This window comes from Bacteroides sp. MSK.20.12 (genome assembly GCF_019052435.1).
Taxonomy (GTDB): Bacteria; Bacteroidota; Bacteroidia; order Bacteroidales; family Bacteroidaceae; genus Bacteroides; species Bacteroides xylanisolvens.
In genome coordinates, this window is record NZ_JAHQVH010000003.1 from 15565 (window position 1) to 36193 (window position 20629).

General features: G+C 44.3%; 20 protein-coding genes and 1 tRNA gene. 4 read left to right on the forward strand and 17 right to left on the reverse strand.

Annotated features, from left to right (window positions below; genetic code table 11):
• Positions 1 to 6: 6 nt before the first annotated feature.
• Positions 7 to 2994, reverse strand: a complete 2988-nt coding sequence (locus KTR06_RS02245) for a DUF6493 family protein (protein ID WP_217289918.1) — start codon at positions 2992 to 2994, stop codon at positions 7 to 9.
• On the reverse strand, positions 2982 to 4337 hold the full coding sequence (locus tag KTR06_RS02250) for an SWIM zinc finger family protein (protein WP_211420330.1): 1356 nt from the start codon (positions 4335 to 4337) through the stop codon (positions 2982 to 2984). Before KTR06_RS02250 ends, KTR06_RS02245 begins: the two co-directional genes overlap by 13 nt.
• Before the next feature lie 592 nt (positions 4338 to 4929).
• On the opposite strand from KTR06_RS02250, the gene KTR06_RS02255 reads away from it, so the two are divergent.
• Entirely contained in the window at positions 4930 to 5433 is a 504-nt protein-coding gene (locus KTR06_RS02255; RefSeq protein ID WP_004296608.1) for an RNA polymerase sigma factor, read from the forward strand.
• A 164-nt stretch (positions 5434 to 5597) separates the two neighbouring features.
• Positions 5598 to 6374 (forward strand): Cof-type HAD-IIB family hydrolase, encoded by a 777-nt coding sequence (locus tag KTR06_RS02260; protein WP_055234432.1) that lies wholly within the window; start codon positions 5598 to 5600, stop codon positions 6372 to 6374.
• A 112-nt stretch (positions 6375 to 6486) separates the two neighbouring features.
• On the opposite strand, the gene KTR06_RS02265 is transcribed toward KTR06_RS02260, so the two are convergent.
• From KTR06_RS02265 to KTR06_RS02285, 5 genes are all read right to left on the reverse strand, one after another.
• Positions 6487 to 6560, reverse strand: a tRNA-Ile gene (locus tag KTR06_RS02265).
• 91 nt (positions 6561 to 6651) lie between these two features.
• Entirely contained in the window at positions 6652 to 6963 is a 312-nt protein-coding gene (locus KTR06_RS02270; RefSeq protein ID WP_049701378.1) for a DUF4491 family protein, read from the reverse strand.
• Positions 6964 to 6968: 5 nt separating this feature from the next.
• The gene (locus KTR06_RS02275) at positions 6969 to 7433 is read right to left on the reverse strand and encodes an Lrp/AsnC family transcriptional regulator (RefSeq protein WP_004302580.1); all 465 of its coding nucleotides are present in this window, start codon (positions 7431 to 7433) and stop codon (positions 6969 to 6971) included.
• A gap of 160 nt (positions 7434 to 7593) precedes the next feature.
• Entirely contained in the window at positions 7594 to 8472 is an 879-nt protein-coding gene (locus KTR06_RS02280; RefSeq protein ID WP_118407108.1) for an FKBP-type peptidyl-prolyl cis-trans isomerase, read from the reverse strand.
• A gap of 20 nt (positions 8473 to 8492) precedes the next feature.
• Complete coding sequence (locus KTR06_RS02285; protein ID WP_008023341.1) at positions 8493 to 9077, reverse strand: FKBP-type peptidyl-prolyl cis-trans isomerase; 585 nt, start codon at positions 9075 to 9077, stop codon at positions 8493 to 8495.
• A 473-nt stretch (positions 9078 to 9550) separates the two neighbouring features.
• Between KTR06_RS02285 and KTR06_RS02290 the strand changes: the two genes are divergently transcribed.
• The gene (locus KTR06_RS02290) at positions 9551 to 10249 is read left to right on the forward strand and encodes an NAD-dependent deacylase (RefSeq protein ID WP_195436739.1); all 699 of its coding nucleotides are present in this window, start codon (positions 9551 to 9553) and stop codon (positions 10247 to 10249) included.
• A gap of 18 nt (positions 10250 to 10267) precedes the next feature.
• On the opposite strand, the gene KTR06_RS02295 is transcribed toward KTR06_RS02290, so the two are convergent.
• The 3 genes from KTR06_RS02295 to KTR06_RS02305 all read right to left on the reverse strand — a co-directional run bounded on the left by KTR06_RS02295 (position 10268) and on the right by KTR06_RS02305 (position 11704).
• Positions 10268 to 10492, reverse strand: a complete 225-nt coding sequence (locus tag KTR06_RS02295; RefSeq protein WP_015531822.1) for a hypothetical protein — start codon at positions 10490 to 10492, stop codon at positions 10268 to 10270.
• Between the two features lie 13 nt (positions 10493 to 10505).
• Positions 10506 to 10856: a helix-turn-helix domain-containing protein gene (locus tag KTR06_RS02300; RefSeq protein ID WP_004296599.1), complete on the reverse strand. Its 351-nt coding sequence runs from the start codon at positions 10854 to 10856 to the stop codon at positions 10506 to 10508.
• Positions 10857 to 10930: 74 nt separating this feature from the next.
• Positions 10931 to 11704: a class I SAM-dependent methyltransferase gene (locus KTR06_RS02305; protein ID WP_117683915.1), complete on the reverse strand. Its 774-nt coding sequence runs from the start codon at positions 11702 to 11704 to the stop codon at positions 10931 to 10933.
• Positions 11705 to 12146: 442 nt separating this feature from the next.
• On the opposite strand from KTR06_RS02305, the gene KTR06_RS02310 reads away from it, so the two are divergent.
• The gene (locus KTR06_RS02310; protein ID WP_074908634.1) at positions 12147 to 13004 is read left to right on the forward strand and encodes an SGNH/GDSL hydrolase family protein; all 858 of its coding nucleotides are present in this window, start codon (positions 12147 to 12149) and stop codon (positions 13002 to 13004) included.
• A gap of 12 nt (positions 13005 to 13016) precedes the next feature.
• Here the strand turns inward: KTR06_RS02310 and KTR06_RS02315 are convergent, their stop codons facing one another.
• From KTR06_RS02315 to KTR06_RS02345, 7 genes are read right to left on the reverse strand one after another with little or no spacing between them, the layout of a single operon-like run.
• On the reverse strand, positions 13017 to 13766 hold the full coding sequence (locus KTR06_RS02315; RefSeq protein ID WP_134985738.1) for a glycosyltransferase family 2 protein: 750 nt from the start codon (positions 13764 to 13766) through the stop codon (positions 13017 to 13019).
• Positions 13759 to 15024 (reverse strand): glycosyltransferase family 4 protein, encoded by a 1266-nt coding sequence (locus KTR06_RS02320; RefSeq protein WP_032811925.1) that lies wholly within the window; start codon positions 15022 to 15024, stop codon positions 13759 to 13761. Before KTR06_RS02320 ends, KTR06_RS02315 begins: the two co-directional genes overlap by 8 nt.
• A 10-nt stretch (positions 15025 to 15034) precedes the next feature.
• The gene (locus KTR06_RS02325) at positions 15035 to 16153 is read right to left on the reverse strand and encodes a glycosyltransferase family 4 protein (RefSeq protein WP_217289919.1); all 1119 of its coding nucleotides are present in this window, start codon (positions 16151 to 16153) and stop codon (positions 15035 to 15037) included.
• The gene (locus tag KTR06_RS02330; RefSeq protein WP_217289920.1) at positions 16126 to 17148 is read right to left on the reverse strand and encodes a hemolysin activation protein; all 1023 of its coding nucleotides are present in this window, start codon (positions 17146 to 17148) and stop codon (positions 16126 to 16128) included. Before KTR06_RS02330 ends, KTR06_RS02325 begins: the two co-directional genes overlap by 28 nt.
• Positions 17145 to 18008: a phosphorylcholine transferase LicD gene (locus KTR06_RS02335; protein WP_015531816.1), complete on the reverse strand. Its 864-nt coding sequence runs from the start codon at positions 18006 to 18008 to the stop codon at positions 17145 to 17147. The genes KTR06_RS02330 and KTR06_RS02335 overlap by 4 nt, the downstream gene beginning before the upstream one ends.
• Before the next feature lie 55 nt (positions 18009 to 18063).
• Positions 18064 to 19116: a hypothetical protein gene (locus tag KTR06_RS02340; protein ID WP_217289921.1), complete on the reverse strand. Its 1053-nt coding sequence runs from the start codon at positions 19114 to 19116 to the stop codon at positions 18064 to 18066.
• Positions 19106 to 20560, reverse strand: coding sequence for a lipopolysaccharide biosynthesis protein (locus KTR06_RS02345; protein ID WP_217289922.1), 1455 nt, complete (start codon positions 20558 to 20560; stop codon positions 19106 to 19108). Before KTR06_RS02345 ends, KTR06_RS02340 begins: the two co-directional genes overlap by 11 nt.
• Positions 20561 to 20629: the final 69 nt, after the last annotated feature.

Here is a 20629-nt window from a genome sequence, read left to right on the forward strand (position 1 = left end):
AATTAATTATAGTTTGTTGAGTGAAGTGGTCACTTTCTTCAGATTGCTGTTCGTTGCCCATTCTTGCAGGCGTTGCAAGAGTTGTTCGTTTGTAACTTTGCTGCGGTTGATGGTCAATAGTTCCAGATAGAGTTCGAGCAGTTGTTTGAGTCCGGTGACGGGTTTGTCGGGCAATCCGCTGATAAATACAGTGAGCAGTTCTTCCAGTTGGCGGTTGTGGAAAGCGCTTCGTTTGTACATGCTTTCGTACACTTGTGTGGTGAAGCGTTTTAACGGAGCAAGTTCCATGTTGATAAGCCGGGCCAGGATTTCTCCTACCCGGTGGTTGTTTATTCTTCCTGTGGAGAGTCCTTCTACCCATAACTCCGCTGCATAGGAACGGACTGTTTTGTCTACAAAAAGTAGCGAGCCGCTTAATAGGAGTAGACTCATTTCTTTGAGCTGGCAATGGAAAGACAACAACATGCGCAAGGCACAGGCAAGGGTACGTTTGCTGTCTTCCTGTGGACTGCCGAAAGCCATGTAATGGGAGATAATCTGGGCTATCAACGGTTCCGGACGGTTAGGGTAACAACACAATAGAGGTTCCATGTAGCGGGAGTCATCCATGTTGTATTTACTGTTAATAATCAGATGTTCCTGCCATAGCTGATGGCTGTTGCGTTCGATATATTTGTGCCATTTGTGAAAATCAAGTTGGAGCAGGCGTCTGTCCGTTTCGTATGAGTTTTCTTTGGGTTTCACTTCTTTCCACTCGTAGTCTCCTGTCAGATGGTTGTGTGGCAATGTGTTACAGGCGAAAGACTTGAATGCTTCAAATTCCGTCTCCGGTGCTTTTACCAGTCCGGCGGCTACCCAAGCGGTCGGATGGTTGTAGGGCGGTTCGGGTTGCGTGTTTTCGTCCAATAGGAACAGGCAGAGATGCAGGTACTCATCTTGTAACAGTTGCCGGGCGGTGACGATGGCTTCTTCCTTGTCTTCCAGAGCACAACGGGCAATAGCCAGTTGGAAATCCCACGAACAAGGTTTCTTTCCTGCTTCCTGATATACGGCAAGCCGGCGTATCAGTTCGGTGGCTTGTAGGTATGCCGGGGTATGGGTGGGTGTAGAAAGCAGAGGCAATGTATTTCCTCCTTTTATTTGGCGGATCACACCCAGCCATAACTGTTTGATAGGGGTGAAACAGGTTGCGTTGCTGTAACCGGGTTTCCAGTTGGCAAGTCGTTTGAAGGAACGTTCGTCGTAAGCTCCCCTGTTTTTATCTATTCCTTTCAGCCTTTCTTCCAGCCGGGTGAACATGTTTCTCAAAACTCCTGTGTTGGAGTTGTCTGTCTGTGCCCATAAGCGTTGGTATTCCAACAGGAAAGTGGCAAGGAGATCTTCGTATGGTTCCCAACTATTGGCAACAATATTGGCTGCCCGTTGGAAAATAGGTTCCATCCGGTTGAGGTCTTCTTTATCTAGTTGGGGGTGGAAAGCAATGATAGCGGCAATCGTTGTTTCTATCTCCCAGTTCTCCTCCATGTCGAACAAACGGCTAAGCTGAAACAGGAAATCTTCTTTGTTGGCAGGGAATGGAATACGGTTGTCTTCCCGGCAAATGCGGATGGCTTCCAGAGGTGGCTCTTCGGAGAGGAGGGGGTTATCGGTACTATTTTCATCTGTACTATTTCTTTCTGTATTCTCTCCTTCTGTATGAAGAATGTCTTTTGTCACACTTGTATCTGTTGCATTTGCTTCTTCTGCAAGGTGTAGTTCTGTAGACTGTGAATCTATAGACTGTGGCTTGAAAGATGCGAGTATCGCTTGCACGCTTTGAAACATCTCCGGTTGATAAGACTGTAGTGTTTCTTGGAGATTGGACGAAGAGGCATCCCCATACTTTGAAATAAAGTTGGCAGCTTTCTTTTGCAGGCTTTCGTCCTTCTTCAAGAATAGTTGGCAGAGAGTGATACAACAAGGCTCTTTCATCTCGGGATGTTGCGCAACGATCTTTTCAAAGATGGAGTAAATGGTTAATAGCGAGTTTTTGGGACTGGAGAAGAAAAGGGTGGTTGCCCGTTCGATGAATTCCTGATAACGGAATCCTTCTTCGTCTGCAATGCTCTTCAACTGTTGCAACATTATATTTACCGGCTTGGTGTAGGAAGAAGTGAATGTTTGCATGATCTCTTCCTGTAAGGATAACGATTCTCCGGTGGTCGGTTGCAGCGTTTCAAAGAATCTGGCAAACCATCCTGCCATGTCTTTTTTGAAGCTCCGGTGAAAAGTGGCGAGGGTGGCTCTTAGTAGCCGTTCTCTATCCAGATGGCCGTCCAGTGAAAAGCGATAGAGGGCCGCGCTGATACTTTCATCCCGTATTGTGATTCCTTTTTTATAAGCATTTTTGGCACAATCATCCTGATAACCGATGATTGATTCGTGTTCGAAAAGCGTCCAGATGTGTTCTTTCAGTGTAATATCCCGTTTGAGTAGTAGTTCACTGTTGAAAGTATCGTCTCCTTTGGGATTCTTATTTCTGATGCGGGTAATCCAGGGGAGTACATGTGCAATGCGGCTTGGAGCGATTTCTTTGAGGTAACCCATATCCATGAGCTGCATCAGTTCTTCGTAATTGAGATCGAAATTGAACCATGTTTTGTCATCGTTGATAAAATCTGTCATCCAGGTAGGGTTGTAAAGCGGGAGTAGTTTGCAAAGCATATCAAACTTCACATGATATGCCATATCCATCTCCCGTCTGTTGGCACATACAAACTGTACTGCCGATAGAAAATGTGCCCGTGCCGCACTACAGGTTGTCTCACTGCTGAAACCAGCGAACCTGCCTTTTATCCATTGCAATTCCCGGATAAGCGGCAGCAACTTCCGCCTGTCCTTCATTGGCAACTCCAATAATCTCTTGATAAAAGGGATTAATATCTTCTCTTCATTCTCCGGAGTATCCACATAGGCTTTGGATAACTTCTCCAGTTCTTTTTTTAGTTCTTCCATTGCGCTAGTTTCTTTACTGCCAGAATATGTTTGCAAGCTCCCCGTTCTCCCTGATTACTGCTGAACCAAGTGCAGGTGCAACGTTCTTTTTTGTTCTCTCTGTCCAGAATGACGGTATGCCTCACTCCTCCGCTTCCTGTAACACGGGCTTCCGTTCGGTTGCCATCATTCGCAATGATTTCTACTTTGTCTTCTTCCAGCAACTTTTCTGCAGCTATCATTCGCGGGTTGAGGCTCAAAATACGTTCGGTTTTGAAAGGCAGGCGGCGGTAGAAGAAACTGTTTTCATCCAAATCGAATCCCAGCAAACCCATTGCTGCCAATCGTGCCGAGAGAGAATCTACCTTATCCAGGTCAATATGTTCTTCTATGGCAAAAAGCGTAGGGTTGAACTGTTGGTTGGCGTAACTGTATTTATCCATCGCCTCTATCCATCTTTCAGGTACGTCTTCGAGCAAAGATTCCAGTGCGGCACCTTCTCCGGAGAATCCTCTCCAACATTCGCGGGAAAGGGAAAGACTGAAGCGGACCGGACCGAAATAGAGTTGCCAGATAGTAGATTGCATAGTAGGATGTGCAAATACTTTCAGTTCATCGGCAAAGGGAAGCAAAGGTTCAAGCAAGCGCAAACGGTGGAGTCCTCCGATGCAGATGCCATTCATACTTTTCACCGGTGAAAAGGCCGGTTTTTGACCGCGCATCACTAAAAAATAGTCACATTTCACACTACTTTTCGGTAGTGTCTGGAAGAGTTGTAAGGTTTGTATGCGATTGAAGGAATAGACCTTTTCGGCAACGGATTGATAAATCTGTACCGTAGTCAGTCCCTTTATCCATTTTACGGGAAGAGGTACTTTTCGCTCTATCACCTTCTCACCTTTATTATAGAGTCCCACTTCTTTGGGGCCGACCGACATTACTACATTTTCTTGTCTGCCTATTCCTCCTAAAGCGGAAATCATTCCGGGATTAAAATCTACATTCGTTGTCCCGTTTTCCAAGAATTCTCCGTCGTGTCCATCAGGAAGTACATCGACCCTGGCGTATACACCTGCACAATTAGAAAATCCTTCAAAGCGCAGACGGTTATTTCCAGCTGTTACAATCGGATCTTTCAGCATTGTGAGTTGTGCCGGTGTCAGGTTGAAACTGGACTGCACAACATTGGATAACGCAATGAGGCAGCGTGCCGTCATATAAGGTTGCGTCAGCTTTCCCCAAAAGAAACAGGGGGCTTCTCTCTTTTCTATTTCGCTATATTTGGCAAGAAACAGTTCGTCCTGATCGGCCGACCGTTGCAATGTGGAAGGAGCTGCATATTGATAAGAAATAGTATCAGTCATAGATAATAAATTGGTATTTGGTTGTACATTGCCCAAATATAGAAATTAATTCTTACGTGAAAAAAGAAGTTGGAGAATTTACATCACTTTGGAATGTGTGATATTATAGAATATCACCGAAAGACTAATTTATGCCTCTTTTGTACTAAGTTATGAAATACAATTCTTTATAGTTGGGCACAATTTTTTATACATAAAACAATTATTCTTTATAACTATTCTTAAATCATGCGTTCCTTTTTACCAGAAAGTAATATTTTTGTTCCCATAAAAAGAATGTTTAAGCGACATATTCTAAATTAAGTCTTATGAATTTTTTAATATAAAAAGACAGCTGTTTGTGAAAATCGCTAATATTGTTTGTTTTGTTTGTGTTATCCCATTTTGAGTCAGGTGTGACTTCAAAATGGGATTTTTGCTATACCGGCCATTAAAACCACCTGAATACTATCAAAAATGACCTAAATTCTATCAACCGATAGATTTTCCCCTAAACAATGTCTGTTCTTCACCTGCCACATTTGTTGAAAACCCGTAAACTTGCAACATCAAAATTATAACAACGAATACTCACAATTTAAAAATAGCGTATATGAAAAGTTTAAGCTTCAGGAAAGATCTGATAGGAGTACAGGATGAATTACTCCGCTTCGCATACAAACTGACAACCGATCGTGAAGAAGCAAACGATTTGTTACAGGAAACCTCATTAAAAGCATTGGATAACGAAGACAAATATACCCCCGACACAAATTTTAAAGGATGGATGTATACTATAATGCGGAATATCTTTATTAATAATTACCGTAAAGTAGTGCGCGATCAGACATTTGTCGATCAGACTGAAAACCTCTATCATCTGAATCTGCCACAAGAGTCAGGTTTTGAAAGTACAGAAAGAGCTTACGATTTAAAGGAAATGCACCGCGTAGTCAATGCTCTGCCTAAAGAATACAGAGTTCCGTTTGCTATGCACGTTTCAGGATTCAAGTACCGTGAGATTGCAGAGAAGTTGAATCTTCCGTTAGGTACTGTAAAAAGCCGCATATTCTTTACCCGTCAGAAATTGCAGGAAGAGTTGAAGGACTTCCGCTAAACGTTAACTATCATTTTTCAGTAGGTATCAATAGGTATAAGGCAAAAGGATCTCGTTTCCTTTTGCCTTTTTTGTTTTATGTATTGGAGGTATACCTGCTATGGGGATTTTTTTCAGTAACTTTGTCGCTGGGTAATAGACTGTAAATAAAAAATGTAGGTGTTATGATAAAAGCAATCATGCTCGATGTAGATGGAACATTGGTGAGTTTTGAAACTCATAAAATATTGCAATCTTCTGTTGAAGCTCTTAAGGAGATTCATGACCGTGGGATTCGAATAGTCATTGCTACCGGTAGAGCGGCAGGCGACCTTCATGAAATAGCTGCTGTTCCGTATGATGGAATTATTGCATTGAATGGAGCTGACTGTGTCTTACTGGATGGCACTGTGATAAGGAGACACCTTATTCCAAAGGATGATTTTAAGAAAGCCATGGAAATAGCAAAAGCTTTTGATTTCGCAGTTGCTATTGAACTGGATGAAGGCGTGTTTGTCAATCGGCTGACTCCGACTGTCGAACGGATAGCCAAAATCGTGGAACATCCCATCCCTGCCGTTGTAGACATTGAAGAACTATTTGACAGAAAAGAGTGTTGCCAGCTTTGTTTTTATATCGATGATGAAATGGAGCAGCAAGTAATGCCGCTTCTGCCTAACCTTTCCTTATCACGCTGGCATCCCTTATTTGCTGATGTGAACCTTGCAGGAATCAGTAAGGCAACCGGACTTTCAGCTTTTGCCGATTATTATGGGATTGAGATGGCGGAAATAATGGCTTGCGGTGATGGCGGTAATGATATTCCTATGCTGAAAGCTGCCGGAATCGGGGTAGCTATGGGAAATGCATCGGAGCCTGTCAAGGCGTCAGCCGATTTTGTTACTGATACCGTTGAGAATGACGGTTTGTGTAAGGCTTTGAAGCACTTTGGAATCATTTAGTATTGATATTCTTATTTCAATATGGAATACTGTTCCTAATTTTGTAAATCTCATTATTCTGACCGTATAAAAGAAAAACTCCTGTAAGTGAAATACTTACAGGAATTTTTCGTGGGCCATCTTGGGCTTGAACCAAGGACCTCCAGATTATGAGTCTGTTGCTCTAACCAACTGAGCTAAAAGCCCGATGTATCCATTAACTGGATGCGGTGACAAAAGTAGTATTTTCCGTCGAATTATGCAAATTCTTTCGAGAAAAAACTGTAATCCTTTGCTTCTAGAACTTATATTTGCGCTTCGGATTCTTGGGGAACCATCCTTTTTGTACCCGTTCTTCCTGTTCGAAAACCTCTTTGATCGTCCAGAAGGAAGAAAACGCAAACACGCCTAATAAAGAAGATAAGATCACATTATCGATACTTAAGGAGGCAATCACACCGGCAATGCCGAGTATCAGGAATATCCACCAGCATTTTGTGCCCCAGTAATATTCGGCCTTTACCACGACGGGGTGAAAAAGGCCGATAATCAAAAAGGTACAGATTCCGATGAATAACCCTGCAAGGTGATATTCATTTAGAAACTCCATCACAATTATTTTTCAACGCGGATGGGAATCTCTTTCTTGATACTCTGTTCCAGAGAAATCAGAGTCTCGGTAGCTACTACACCCGGTATTTCTTGCATTTTGTTATTCAGCAAATCCATCAGATGTTCGTTGTCGCATGCATAAAGTTTTGTCAGCATTGTGTACGGGCCTGTAGTGAAATGACATTCCACTATTTCGGGAATCTTTTGTAATTCCGCTACGACAGATTTGTACATGGAGCCTTTTTCCAGCTTGATACCCACGTATGTACAAGTTCTGTAGCCCAATGATTTCGGGTTCACATGGTAACCAGAGCCTACAATGACACCTAGGTCAATCAGTCTTTGCACGCGCTGATGGATAGCTGCGCGTGATACTCCACATTCGGCTGCTACGTCTTTAAAAGGGATGCGGGCATTCTGGGAGATAATCTCTAGGATCTGCCTGTCGAGGTTGTCTATTCTTTCCATAATAATAAATTGTAATTTCCTGTTGTTATCAAATAGTAAGCAAATATAGAGATTTATTTTAATTATTCTTCTTTTCGGAGAAAAAAAATAGGAAAAAGCAAAAAAAAGAGGCACAAACGTTTTGCGCCTCTTTCCTTTTTCTATTTAGAAAAGAACTTTCTTATTTCTTATCTTTTTCGATGCTCAACAGTTCAACTTCGAAAATCAAAGTAGAGAACGGTTTAATTTGGTTGCCAGATTCTCTTGCACCGTAAGCAAGTTCTTGTGGGATATAAAGTTCCCATTTAGAACCTACAGGCATCATAGTCAAAGCTTCTGTCCAACCTTTGATTACCTGGTTAGCACGGAAAGTAGACGGTTCGTTACGTTTGTAAGAGCTGTCGAATTCTGTTCCGTCAATCAAAGTACCTTTGTAGTTCACTTTCACTTTGCAAGTGTCAGCAGGAATTTCACCTTTACCTTCAGTGATTACTTTGTATTGCAGACCGCTTGCAGTTGTTTTTACGCCGTCTTTAGTCTTGTTTTCAGCAAGGAACTTTTCGTTTTCAGCTTTATAGTCAGCATATTTTTCTTCTAAAGCTTTTGCTTTGATAGTTTCCATAGCTGTACGAGTATATTCTTGAGCTGCTTCCATAGTCATTACGCCGCCTTTTTCCAAAGTACCTGCGATGAAACCTGCCATGAAGTTTTCTTTGCTGATAGTTTTAGTAGAGTCTGTACCAAACAATTCTTGGTTGATACCTTTCATCATCTGGTTGCTGATTTGCTGGCCGATTTGCAGACCTGCCATGTAAGCGATGTCTTTTTTGCTAGTCTTGTTTGCGCCTTCGTTCAAACCTTTGATGAATTCTGCCATGTAAGTAGTATCAACATCCAGACGACCTGTCAGATAGCCTTTCAGACCTTGAGTCTGAGCCATACCGATAGAATACGACAGTGAGTCGATGTCTGTTTTCAGATTTGCTTTAGGAGCTTGAGCTGTACAAGAAGCAAGGCTTGTTGCAGCGGCGATTGCCATAAAAATACTAACTTTTTTCATTTTGCTTTGAAATTTTTTATTTATAATACTTCGAGTAATTCTACTTCAAAAATGAGCGTGCTGTGAGGAGGAATCATTTCTCCGGCACCTCTTGCGCCATAAGCGAGTTCTGACGGAATATACAGTTTCCATTTAGAACCTTCCGGCATCAGCTGCAAAGCTTCCACCCATCCCGGGATTACTTGGTTGACGCCGAATACAGCCGGTTCTCCGCGTTGGATAGAGCTGTCGAACAGTGTACCGTCGATCAATGTACCTTCATAGTGGCATCTTACCTGATCGGTAGCTTTCGGCTTTTTACCTGTACCTTCTTTGATGATTTCATATTGTAGTCCGCTGGGAAGGACAACTACGCCCGGTCCTTTTTTGTTTTCTTCGAGGAATGCCTGTCCCTGCTCAATAGCAACGGCACTCATCTTAGATTCCAATTCTTCGAAATATTTGTTCACTATTTCGCGGGCTTCATTGTGGCTGATAGCCGTCTGATTACCTTCTAATACATCTTTGATTGCTTGTGCGAAATCATCTACCGCAAGGTTTTCGATTCCCATGCTTGATAAGTTTTGACCAATTCCGAGGCCAATAGAGTAACTGAATTTATCCATATAATGTTTTTTGTTGGCGATTGAAATGTATCACCTTCATGGTTTTAGCTTTCAATCAATTGCAAATTTATGAAACGCAAAAGTACGTGTTTTATTTGAATGATTTAGCATTTGCTATTTAAAAATTCTTATATCTGTGAAAGTTAATCGCTTTTCTTTAAAGAATTAGTTTTTTGTTCGTAGGATTTAATCGGCTTATTCTGATTATTTAGGTTTGTTTATGCAGATAATTAATCGTCTGACTATAGTTTACTTTTCGTCTAACTATAGTCAGACGAAAGAATAACTATAGTCAGATGCAAATATAACTATAGTCAGACGAATAAATTTTAGTATGTCTGACACTAACTATCTGTATCTTTCATCTTAAAGCTTCGTATATATCAGGTTAGATTAAGCGTAAGAAAGTCTTCTTTTATTCGATGATTCTGATTACATTTGTGTGGCTATTAAAAAAAGAAGGAGGAATAGTAATGAAAAATCTGGTAGTTTTGACGGGTGCCGGTATGAGTGCCGAGAGCGGGATTAGTACATTTCGGGATGCGGGCGGTTTGTGGGATAAATATCCTGTGGAGCAGGTGGCTACTCCTGAAGGTTATCAGCGGGACCCGGCTTTGGTGATTAATTTCTATAATGAACGCCGGAAACAGTTGTTGGAGGTGAAACCGAACCGTGGACATGAGTTGTTGGCGGAACTGGAGAAAAGTTTCCATGTAACGGTGGTGACGCAGAATGTAGATAATCTGCATGAACGCGCAGGAAGTAGCCACATTATTCATCTGCATGGCGAACTGACAAAAGTATGTTCCAGCAGAGATCCATATAATCCTCAATTTATAAAAGAGCTGAAACCGGAAGAATATGAAGTGAAGATGGGAGACAAGGCCGGTGACGGCACTCAATTACGACCTTTCATTGTATGGTTTGGAGAAGCTGTGCCGGAAATTGAAACAGCTATCCGCTATGTGGAGAGAGCGGATATTTTCGTCATTATCGGTACATCGCTTAATGTATATCCTGCGGCGGGGCTGCTTCATTATGTACCGAGAGGAGCAGAGGTGTATCTGATTGATCCGAAACCGGTAGATACGCATACTTCCCGTTCGATACATGTAATTCAGAAGGGGGCTTCTGAAGGAATGGGTGAATTGAAACAATTGTTGGGAGTTTGAGACTTCTTTCCCTCCGTTTTATTCCAGTTCGCTGGCAAAAATATGATTATTCCGGAGTATTTCTGATATTTCGAGTGCAGTGATACCACTGCACTCGATTCTTAATATTTTCTCCCAGTCCTCAAAGTCCACATTCCATTTGTCTATTTGAGGGAACTCTGCCAAAAGTTTTCCTATGCGTTTGATGTCACATCTTTTGGTGATAGAAGTTCGAAAAATCAGAATCTTATTTTCTTTTTCCATATTCTTTAGCGTTTTATTTTAGTGAGCGGAACTCCCGGATCGTCATACTGAAATGCAGCCTGAAATTGCGACTTAACAGCGAAAGGCTGCTAAAGCCGCAAAGGGCGGCAATTTCGGTGGCGGAAAGTTCCTTGTTTTGTTTTAATAATAGGGCTGCTTTTTCAATCCGGGTGCGTTTGATATAATCCGTAGGCGTTTCGCCGGTCAGGATTGTAAATACGCGGTGGAAGTGGAAAGGAGAAAAGCATGCGATACCCGCCATTTTCTGTAATGATAACGGCTGGTCAATGTTTTGATGGATATAGTCGGTCACTTTGTTGATCCGTAACTGATATTCTTCCTTATTTATATCTTTCGTTTCCATATCTTCTGCAAAATAAAGGATAATAAATGCCGGAGAGTTATCCTATCTTGCTAACTTCTCCGGCAGATAGTCAATTATCTTTTTTGTCCTATATAGAATACATAGCCGTAGTATTCCTTGTACTTATTATATAGGCTCTCTTCATGCCGTTGACCGGCGATGAGGTCTGCGGCAGCTTCATTTCCTGCATATTCTTTCAGAAAGGCTTCCTGAACCGGGAATTGGGGAGCATAGAAATGCTCGGTCCAGCAATTTTCCGGTAAGATGAAATGGGCTGTCGGGATATATCCGGCTTTCTCCATTTGTGCTATTTTTCTCGGAATCGTATCTATTTCCGGGTAATTAGCCATCCAGAAGTCGTCTATTTCGGAGGGGCGTTCCGGGGTGAACCAGGATGCTTCCGTTACAGCGATGAACCCGTTCTTTTTCAGGAACTTATTCCATTCATTCATGCCGCGTTCGAATCCTATATTATAGATAGCTCCTTCGGACCAGATCAGATCGAGTTCTTCCTCTTGAAACGGCAAAGCGTCCATAGAACCGACAATGCCTTTTACTCTGTCTTCGCAATGGGCTTCTATTGCATTTCTGTTGAATATTTCGATGAAGTCGGGGAAAAGATCGATGCCTGTAATTTGCCCTTTCGTATAGTTGGCTAATGCCATTGTCTGCCCGCCTGTGCCACAGCCTATATCGGCTATTCTAGCTTCGTCAGACAGTTCGTTGGTGAAACTTAGAGCTTTTTGTGTGACTTCAGGGCTTCCCGGACCTTGACGTTTTAGTCCTTTGAAGTAATTACATATCAGTGTAAAATCGAATTCGTGGATTGTTTTTAATTCGTTACTCATTGTTTTTTAATGTTTTAGCTGTACGGTAAATGAAGGCATGTGACGATGCTTGTGACCATTTGACCATACAAATAGTTTAAAATTTAGATATAGAAAATAACTCTGACAAGAATATGTCAGAAAACATAAGGGATAATCTGTAATGAGAGGAAGGCTTACAGATTATTTACAGAACGGAATCCTTATGGAATGAAAATGAGTTAAACATCCAATTTTTCTTTTAGTTTGTGACAAAGATAGGATTTTAGGTGTAAAACTCAATGATAACTTTGATGAAAAAATACTGTAAACCTGCATTTTAGCAAGAATCGTCAAATAGAGACCCGTTTGTCTGTCCGGTTGTATGGATGAGATTGACTGCCCAAATTGATTGAAACTACCTATTTTTGAATTACATTTGCAGGATATTAGATACAAATCTCTCATTTAATGTATAATACCGATGAAAAGCAAATTATTACTCGCATGTACCATTCTGTTTTTCTGTTCCTCTTTTCTGTGCGGACAGAATCAAACATCTAAAGTTGCAAACTCTGCTGAAACGAATAATGGAGCTGTCCGGCATCCGTGGCAAGGAAAAAGAGTGGGGTATTTGGGAGACTCTATTACAGATCCCAACTGCTATGGTGACAAAATAAAGAAATACTGGGATTTCCTGCAGGAATGGCTGGGGATTACTCCTTATGTATATGGTATCAGCGGCAGACAATGGAATGATGTGCCCCGTCAGGCCGAGAAACTGAAGCAGGAACACGGTGGAGAAGTGGATGCTATCTTGATTCTGATGGGTACGAATGATTTTAATGACGGTGTGCCTATCGGAGAGTGGTTTACGGAAACAGAAGAACAGGTGATGGCAGCCCGCGGACAGGTCAAAAGGCTGGAAACCCGCAAGAAACGTACGCCTATAATGGATGGAAACACGTATAAAGGACGTATCAACATCGGAATCAACAGGCTGAAACAACTGTTTCCGGATAAGCAGATTGTACTATTAACCCCGTTGCACCGCTCACTGGCGGATTTTGGAGAGAAGAACGTGCAACCGGATGAAAACTATCAGAATAGTTGTGGTGAATATGTGGATGCCTACGTGCAGGCCGTCAAGGAAGCCGGTAATGTGTGGGGAGTGCCCGTAATTGATTTTAATGCGGTAACCGGGCTGAACCCGATGGTGGAAGAACAACTGATTTACTTCTACGACGCAGGATATGACCGTTTACATCCTAGTACAAAAGGGCAGATACGTATGGCACGTACGCTGATGTACCAGTTGCTTGCGCTGCCTGCAACATTTTAAAGAGAACCAGCTTTACCGGTGAATCACCGCACGGATCACAAACCATATATGATGTGCTACGGTGCCGATCAGCCCGTAGTGCTTCGCCATGATGCGAAATCTCTCTTTCAGGGAGGCTTTCTGATTGCGGGTAGTCATTCCTTCATCCAGATAATCGATAATCGTCAGATGGGTATTGTGTAAGGTGCGCGCTTTCTTCATAATACGGATGCACCAGTCGAAATCGGCAGAAAAACGATATTTCAAGTTGTAGGGCTCTACCAGCGTATGACGGGGAAAGAATGCCTGATGGCAGACTAACATACCCTGTTTGAAACTTTTCCAGGTGAGCGTTTCGGGGGCGGACAATCTGCGCATCCGCAGGAAATGCCTGTCCTGGTCTACGATAGCGGTTTCTCCGTAAAGCACATCGGGCAGTTCGCTGCCGTTGATGGTATGCACCATTTGTTGTAGTGTGTCGTCCTCGTGAAAACAGTCGCCCGCGTTCAGGAAACAGAGATAATCGCCGCTGGCAAGGGCGATGCCCTTATTCATAGCGTCATACAGTCCTTTGTCCGGTTCGCTGACAACGGTGTGTATGTGCGAGCGGTAGCGGTTGATAATAGAAATGGTTCCATCCTTGGAAGCTCCATCTACGATGATGTATTCTATGTGATGATAGGTCTGTGAAATGACACTCTGAATCGTGTCTTCCAATACCTTTTCAGCATTGTACGTCACCGTAATGATAGAGAACTTGGGAGTAGGATGGACGCTATGCATATTTCCCCGTTATTTTATTGTAGACATCTGTATATTTCTTTGCGATGATGCTCTCCGAATAATTGCCCAAGACTTTGCGGCAGGCTTGTGCGGAGAGTTCATCGTATTCCGGTTCCGTCAATATCCAATGTATGCCGTTGGCAAAATCTTCCGAAGATTTGTATTGTGCCACGTAACCGTTGTGCAGATGGTCGATCATTTCAGGGATACCTCCTACGTTAAAGCCGACACAGGGTACTCCGCAGGCCATTGCTTCCATAATCATGTTGGGAAGATTCTCTTCCAGAGACGGGATGGCGAAGAGGTCTACGGCATTGTAGATATTTACTATCTCATGCTCATTCTTGATGTAAGGGAGCGGGTAGACATGGAAAGGAAGCTGCTCCTGCAATTGCTGTGACTGGTTGCCGAATACGACTACCCCCAGTGACTCTTTCCATTCCGGATGCTTTTCTGCCAGCAGTTTGCAGGCTTCAATGAGATAGTCGACTCCTTTCCGTTTGTCGGTGATCTTTAACGAGCCGAACAAAACCAGTTTCTTACCTTCCGGCAACATGAACTTGGCACGTGCCTCTTTTTTGTTCATGGGTTTGAACAGGTTGGTATTAATAGCGTTCGGAATATTGGTGACGCTTTTCCCTTCAAACAATGCGCTGGTCTGTGCTTGTTCCTTCAGCCAGTGACTGCACGTGACGAAATGAATGGGAGCGTAGCTGTATAACTTTTGTTTCTTGCGGAAAGTGCGGTAGGATAAATCTTTCCGGCCACCGCCTTTGTAGATGTAAGGGCAGTCGTGACATTCCTGTTGATAGTTCTTACATTCCCGTGCATAGTGGCAGATGCCGGTACATGGCCACATATCGTGCATGGTCCATACCACAGGTTTGCCGGAAGTGAGTATTTTCCGTATATCTTTCAGCGAGAGCATTCCTTGGTTGACCCAATGCAGATGGATCACGTCGGCTTGGCGAAATTCCGGGAGTGAGGTGATGTCTGTACCTGTGTTGGCAATGTCAACGTCGAACAGATGGTATCGGCGGAAACGATTGGCACTCCAGATAACGATCCGTTCCCACATGAACTTCCACACTTGCAACCAGTTACTTTTTAAGCGGACCACACTGATTTGGTCGGTCTGCTTGTCACGCACCAGCATTTTGGCTTTGATGCCGTTGTTTTTCAGTGACTCCATCAACCGGCTTGCTGCAATGGCCGCTCCTCCTATTCGTTCAGATGTATTTATAATCAGGACTCTCATGGGCAAAAGTTTATGCAAATGTACGGTTTTTAGAGGAAATGTTTGATATTTCCAACAAGCTTTCTGCTATTTCGCGCGAAAAGATTTCGAGATTGAAGCGTTCTTCTGCCAGTTTGCGTGCATTTTCTCCCATGCGTCGTGCCTCTTCGGGATGGTCGGCGATGTAGCGGATAGCGTCTATCCAGCCTTGTACATCGTTATATTCTACGGTGATGCCGATTTCTTCCTTGTCGATGTCGATTTCGAAGTTGGGGTTGCGCGAGCAGATGACGGGGATGCCGAGGGCAAATGCTTCTACGAGAGTGGTCAGTCCTACGGTGTAGGGGAAGTCCAGACAGCAGATGACGATGCAACTTTTGCAGGCTACCAGTTTTCCCAGTTCGTAGGGAATCACTCCGTCGGTATAGTGAATATGAATGGAGTCGGGCACTGAATAGCGGTCGAGTATCTTTTTATAGTTGATGTTGCCGCATGAGACGGCAATGTACAGATCCAATTCCTCGTTGGTTGCGGAGAATGACTGGAGCAGGGTGTCCACGTCCCGGTTCTCTTTGCCGGTGGAGATAAATCCTTCGGGCTTTCGATCGGGCATTTCTGCCAACAAATGGTCGTAGAAAGGAAGGTCCGGGCCCCAATGTATCAGTTTCAGTTTGTGGGACGGAGCTTTCCGGGTTTTCTGCGAGTCCTGAATCAGCTTCCGGCTGAACAGGAACATTTGGTCGATGCCTTTGTAGAAAAGGCGGGAAATTTGTTCGCGCCACGGTTTGGGGTTGGTGACGACGGCCGTGTGATGCCAAATGACGATGGGTTTGCGGTACAGCCCCAGCGCACGGAGGAAGATGACGGGTTCTATTCCTCGGAAAGAGGTGGCATAGAGCACGTCGTATTTTTCCTTGCAGAAGAGAATCTCTTTGGTGGCGTAAAGCATGAGTTTTAGGCGACCGGAGAAATATTTGCATTGGTGCATCACGGAGCGTATTCCGTAATTTTCCAGCAGAGGAAGTCCGTATAAAATGTGTCCGGGGAATTTATATTCTTTCCATTCCTCGTAACTTTCCCGTGTGAGACGGGTATGGTAAAAATAAATAGTAAGCAACGTATTTAGTGGTGCTTGTTTCTTTTCAGCCATTTGTTTATTCGGTTTTTGAGAGCTTTCGTAATGATGGAGAAATTACCGTATTTCAGGTTGAGGAACAGTTCTTCGAACGAACGTCCTATCTTGATCCATGGATGATCCCAGCCCATGATGCGGTAAACCCTCTCTTTGTAGGCTACGTTTTCAATGACGTAGCGGGGATGCCGCAGCGGAAAGTCCACCTCGTAACGCTTCATGGTGAAGATGCGGCGATAGCCCTTGGGCAGGGTGTGGACCGAGCCTGCAAAATGGGTGGAATCTGCCGTTGCTCCCAAGTTGTTAATCATGTTGCGGGTAGGCACGATGCTTAGTCCGGAGTTGAACAGGATGGAAGCGTGGAAGATGGTTTCATAAAAGGCTTTCTGCTGTTCCCGGTGACGCTGGCACATATAGATAAAGTCGCTCCGGAATTTGCGTTCCTTGATGAGTTGCTCCAGTTGTTGCATATTGAAGGAGTCGTCCAGGAAACTGTAAAACTCGTCCCATTGGTCGATTACCCGTTTCCAGCTCGCCCATCCCCAGATGGAAAAGGTGGTGGTGAAGAAATAGTCGGATGGCATATCCTGGGTGATTTCTTCGGGGTTGAATCCGGCAATCATGCTGATGCGGGTGTCGTGTTCGTATTTATCCAGCATCTCCTTGCAGAATTGGAAAAAGGAAACGGAGGGCACATCGTCGTCTTCCAATACGATGCATTTGTCGACTTTGGAGAAGGCCCATTTCTGCGAAATGTATTCTGAAGGGTCACAGCCGAAATTCTTTTCCTGATAAAGGCGTTCTACTTCACATTCCCAGTCTATCTGTGATACGATTTCACGGCAGGCTTCTATTCCGGGCAAATCGCGCTCGTTTCGTGCTCCGTCCTGATAGAGGAAGAGCCGGGACGGACGTGCTTTCTTCACTTGCTCGAACACTTGCGACAGTTGTTGCGGGCGGTTGAAGAACAGGATAAGTACCGGGACGTCTACTAAAGCGGATTTCATATTCATAGTTCTTGTTTTGGGGTTGTACTGAATGACAGGGCGGCAGGATAGTGGTTGTTCACTTTCTCCTGTTCTTCCTTGGTAAATCGATGCAAGGTCGGGTAGTTGTATCGCAGGAACCCTTCCAGGTCATCGGGAGTGGTCACGGTGAGGGGACCGAATTTCACCGGTTGCAGGTGGCGGAGGCTTTCTACGGTCACGTGGTCGGCGGTTGCCATGACGTTGTTGTAGTAGCGGGTGTTTCGTGAGTTGAAACAGCTTTGCACGGATACTAGCATCCGGTAAATTGCTTTTTTAGAGAAAAGAGAGTCGACTATTCTGTTCAGGAGACAGGAGAAGGCTCCCCGGTTTGTAGGGTTCTCTATTTCACATTTGCCGAAGTGTTTCCACATCCATATTTCTTTTCCCATCAGGCAGCATTTGAGGAAGCCGAGTATGCCGGATTGCATTTGCCGCAACAGTTTGTTGTCGGGAATCCTGTCGAACGGGAAGATATCTACAAAGATGCCCGGATGCATCGGGACGTTCTTGAACATTTCTTCTACGAAAAGGGTGTTGTTTTTCTTAACCTTCGCGTAGTAATAGGGGGTGTGAGGGTCTGTCTCTATCCATGAAAGGAAGTAGGAAGGACCCAGTTCTCCGGGTGCTACTTTTAAGAATTTGTTGTAATTCTCCCGCGTCATGCCGATGTCTATATCATCATCCCAGGGGAGAATTCCCTGATCGTAGAGTGCGCCGATGGCTGTGCCGCCTATCACAAAATAGGGAATATCGTGCTTCTGACACACCCGGATGGTTTCTCCCAATATGTCGTAAAGTTCGGCATGTAATAAATCAAGCTCTTCGGCTGTATATTTCTTGTTCATCGGAAATGGTTAATGCACGTTGTCTTGCAAATGTAGTAATTATATTGCTAAGTTACTATAACTTTAAGTTTCCTTGCATAAATTTGGTGGCCACTCGCCCACGTCCCGGAATGGGGAGGACGGATGCTTGCGGAAAGTCCTTGAGCAGACAGTCTGCCGGATTGATCTCCGGATAGAACTTCTTCAACAGGAACAGGCTGGGACCGGTGGTGATACTTCCTATAAAGACGGAAGCATCCATCAATAGCTGTATCGAGCAGAGGAAACGTGCCATTTGTTTTTGTTTCAGCTCTTTGGCGGTCTGCGTGAAAGCGCTGTTGACGTATCCTTGCTCGTTGGGGCTGCAAAGGGTGTACCAGTGTATGTCCGGGGCAAGGGTTTGCACTTGCTCGAAGAGGCGGTAGTCGTCGGTCAATACAAAGACGTCGCGGATGGCTGTTTTTTCTTTGATGAGGCGTATGTAGTGTTCCGGTGGCAGCAGGTTGGTTTCGGTTATCTTGTCTCCTCCGCGTATCTGGCATCCTGCGTATTGAGGCGGAAGTTGCAGGGTGGCGGCAAATTGGCGACATTCCTGTGCGGTGGTGTCGTTGAGTTTCCAGGTGATTTCCGTCAGTTTTTGGAAGGTGTGGAGGTAGTCACCGTCTATTCCCAGTTCGAGGATATGGAAGCGCTGGTTGGGGTTGAACGTCACTTGGAAGTTGAGCAACACCGGTTTACCATACGTGAAGAAAGCAAGGGCTTTTCCGATGATGTTCTTGCAGGTTACTTTCAGTTTCCATTTCAGTAACTTCGTTTTAGATAATTTTTTGTCTTGCATCAATGCTTGCCATGAAGGCAGGCGATGGGTGTTGTAGGTGTGGTGAAACGGTTCGTGCACTTGCTCGCAGAAAGATGCGAAACAGTCTTCCCAGCCCTTTTCCCATCCGAAGTTGGCGTCGTCGGAGTAAAGCTTGAACTGTATTTTGTGTTGCAGGCAATAGAGCATTGCATGGAGCATATAGGTGTATTCGGTAAAGAATCCGGCGTCTATACCTATGTGATAGATCATCGTCTTTTTGAAAGAACTGTTCAGAAGGCGGTATTTAGTGGCAAGATCATTAGGGTTCATGTGGCTTCTTTTTGATGAAATACTGGATGCTTTCTTTAAAGGTGACCGAACGGCTGCCCCACATGGCGGCTACGTAGAGTGCTGCTGCGAGCACTATCTTGCTTGCCAGGCGGAGATAAATATTCTCGATGGAACGGGTGGAGTAATAGGTGATTACCATGACGGTGGTGGCAATGACAGCGTATGGAAGTATGTCTATCAGTGCATGGCGTAGCTTTAGTCCGATTTCTTGCCATACGAAGTAGTGCCACGTCAGTAGCCACAGTATATTGGTGGATACATAGACGGCGAGCATGGCATAGATTCCGTGTGAGTGGACTAACAGAACGCCTGACAATAGAATTATGCCGAGCGCTATGGTGTTCCACATATAGATGCGGGATTTCCCTTTGCTGATGATGAGTTGCTGATAGAGGTATGCGATGGGAGTGAAGGCTCCGCTGATACACAGAATCTGCATGATGGATATGCTGGAATACCACTTGTCGGTGATGGTGATGATAATCAGTTCTTCTGATACGATTCCCAGTCCGAGCATGGCGGGAAACGAGACGAAGGCGGTGAAACGCAGCATTTTGCGGAATACCCGTTTTTGCCGTTCAAGGTCGTCCGATACTTTGGTGAGTACCGGTTGCGCCACTCCGTTTATCATGCCGGATATAAAGAGCTGTCCCATGCCGCACCATTTGTTGGCCTGGTTGTAATATCCTACTTCCTTTTCGGTGTAGAACTTACCCAGTATCACAGAGAACAGGTTGTTGTTGATGTGATTGAATACATTGGTTACCAATAGCTTCCCGCTGAATCCGAACATTTCCTTAATCGGGGTGAAATTGAACTGCAAGCTCGGTCGCCAACGGGTGAAATGCCAGTAACAGGCTGTGTTGACGGCTACATAAACGATGCTTTGCGTGGCAATACCCCAATAAGAGAAACCGAAGTAGGCAAGAGTGACTCCGGTGATTCCGGATACGGTAAGTCCGATAACGGAGGACAGGGCCCGCTGTTTCACCATCAGGTTTCGCAGAAGATAGGCACTGTGGGATATTCCCAGGCTGGCTATGAAGAATCCGATGAAGGAATAACGTGCCAGCGGTGTCAGTTCGGGAGTATGGTAAAAATCGGCAATGAGCGGTGCGCACAGGAATAACAGCAGATACAAGGATAAGCTGATGGCTGCATTGAACCAGAAGACAGCATTGTAATCGTTATGTGTCACTTCCTTCTTGTTGACAAGGGCGGCTGTGAAACCGCTCTCCTGTATCGAACTGGCAATGAGGGAGAAGATAGCCAACATTCCCACCATTCCATAGTCTGCCGGAGTGAGCAACCGTGCGAGGAATATTCCGAAAAGCAGGTTTAACAACTGCTGTATGCCGTTGCTGAATCCTCCCCAAAATAGTCCTTTGGCTGTCTTTTCTTTTAGTGACTGATTCTCGCTCATGTTATTTGCAAAGAATACATGAAAAGGCTATGCGCAATGATAGCTTTTCATGTATTCCCTATTTAAGTT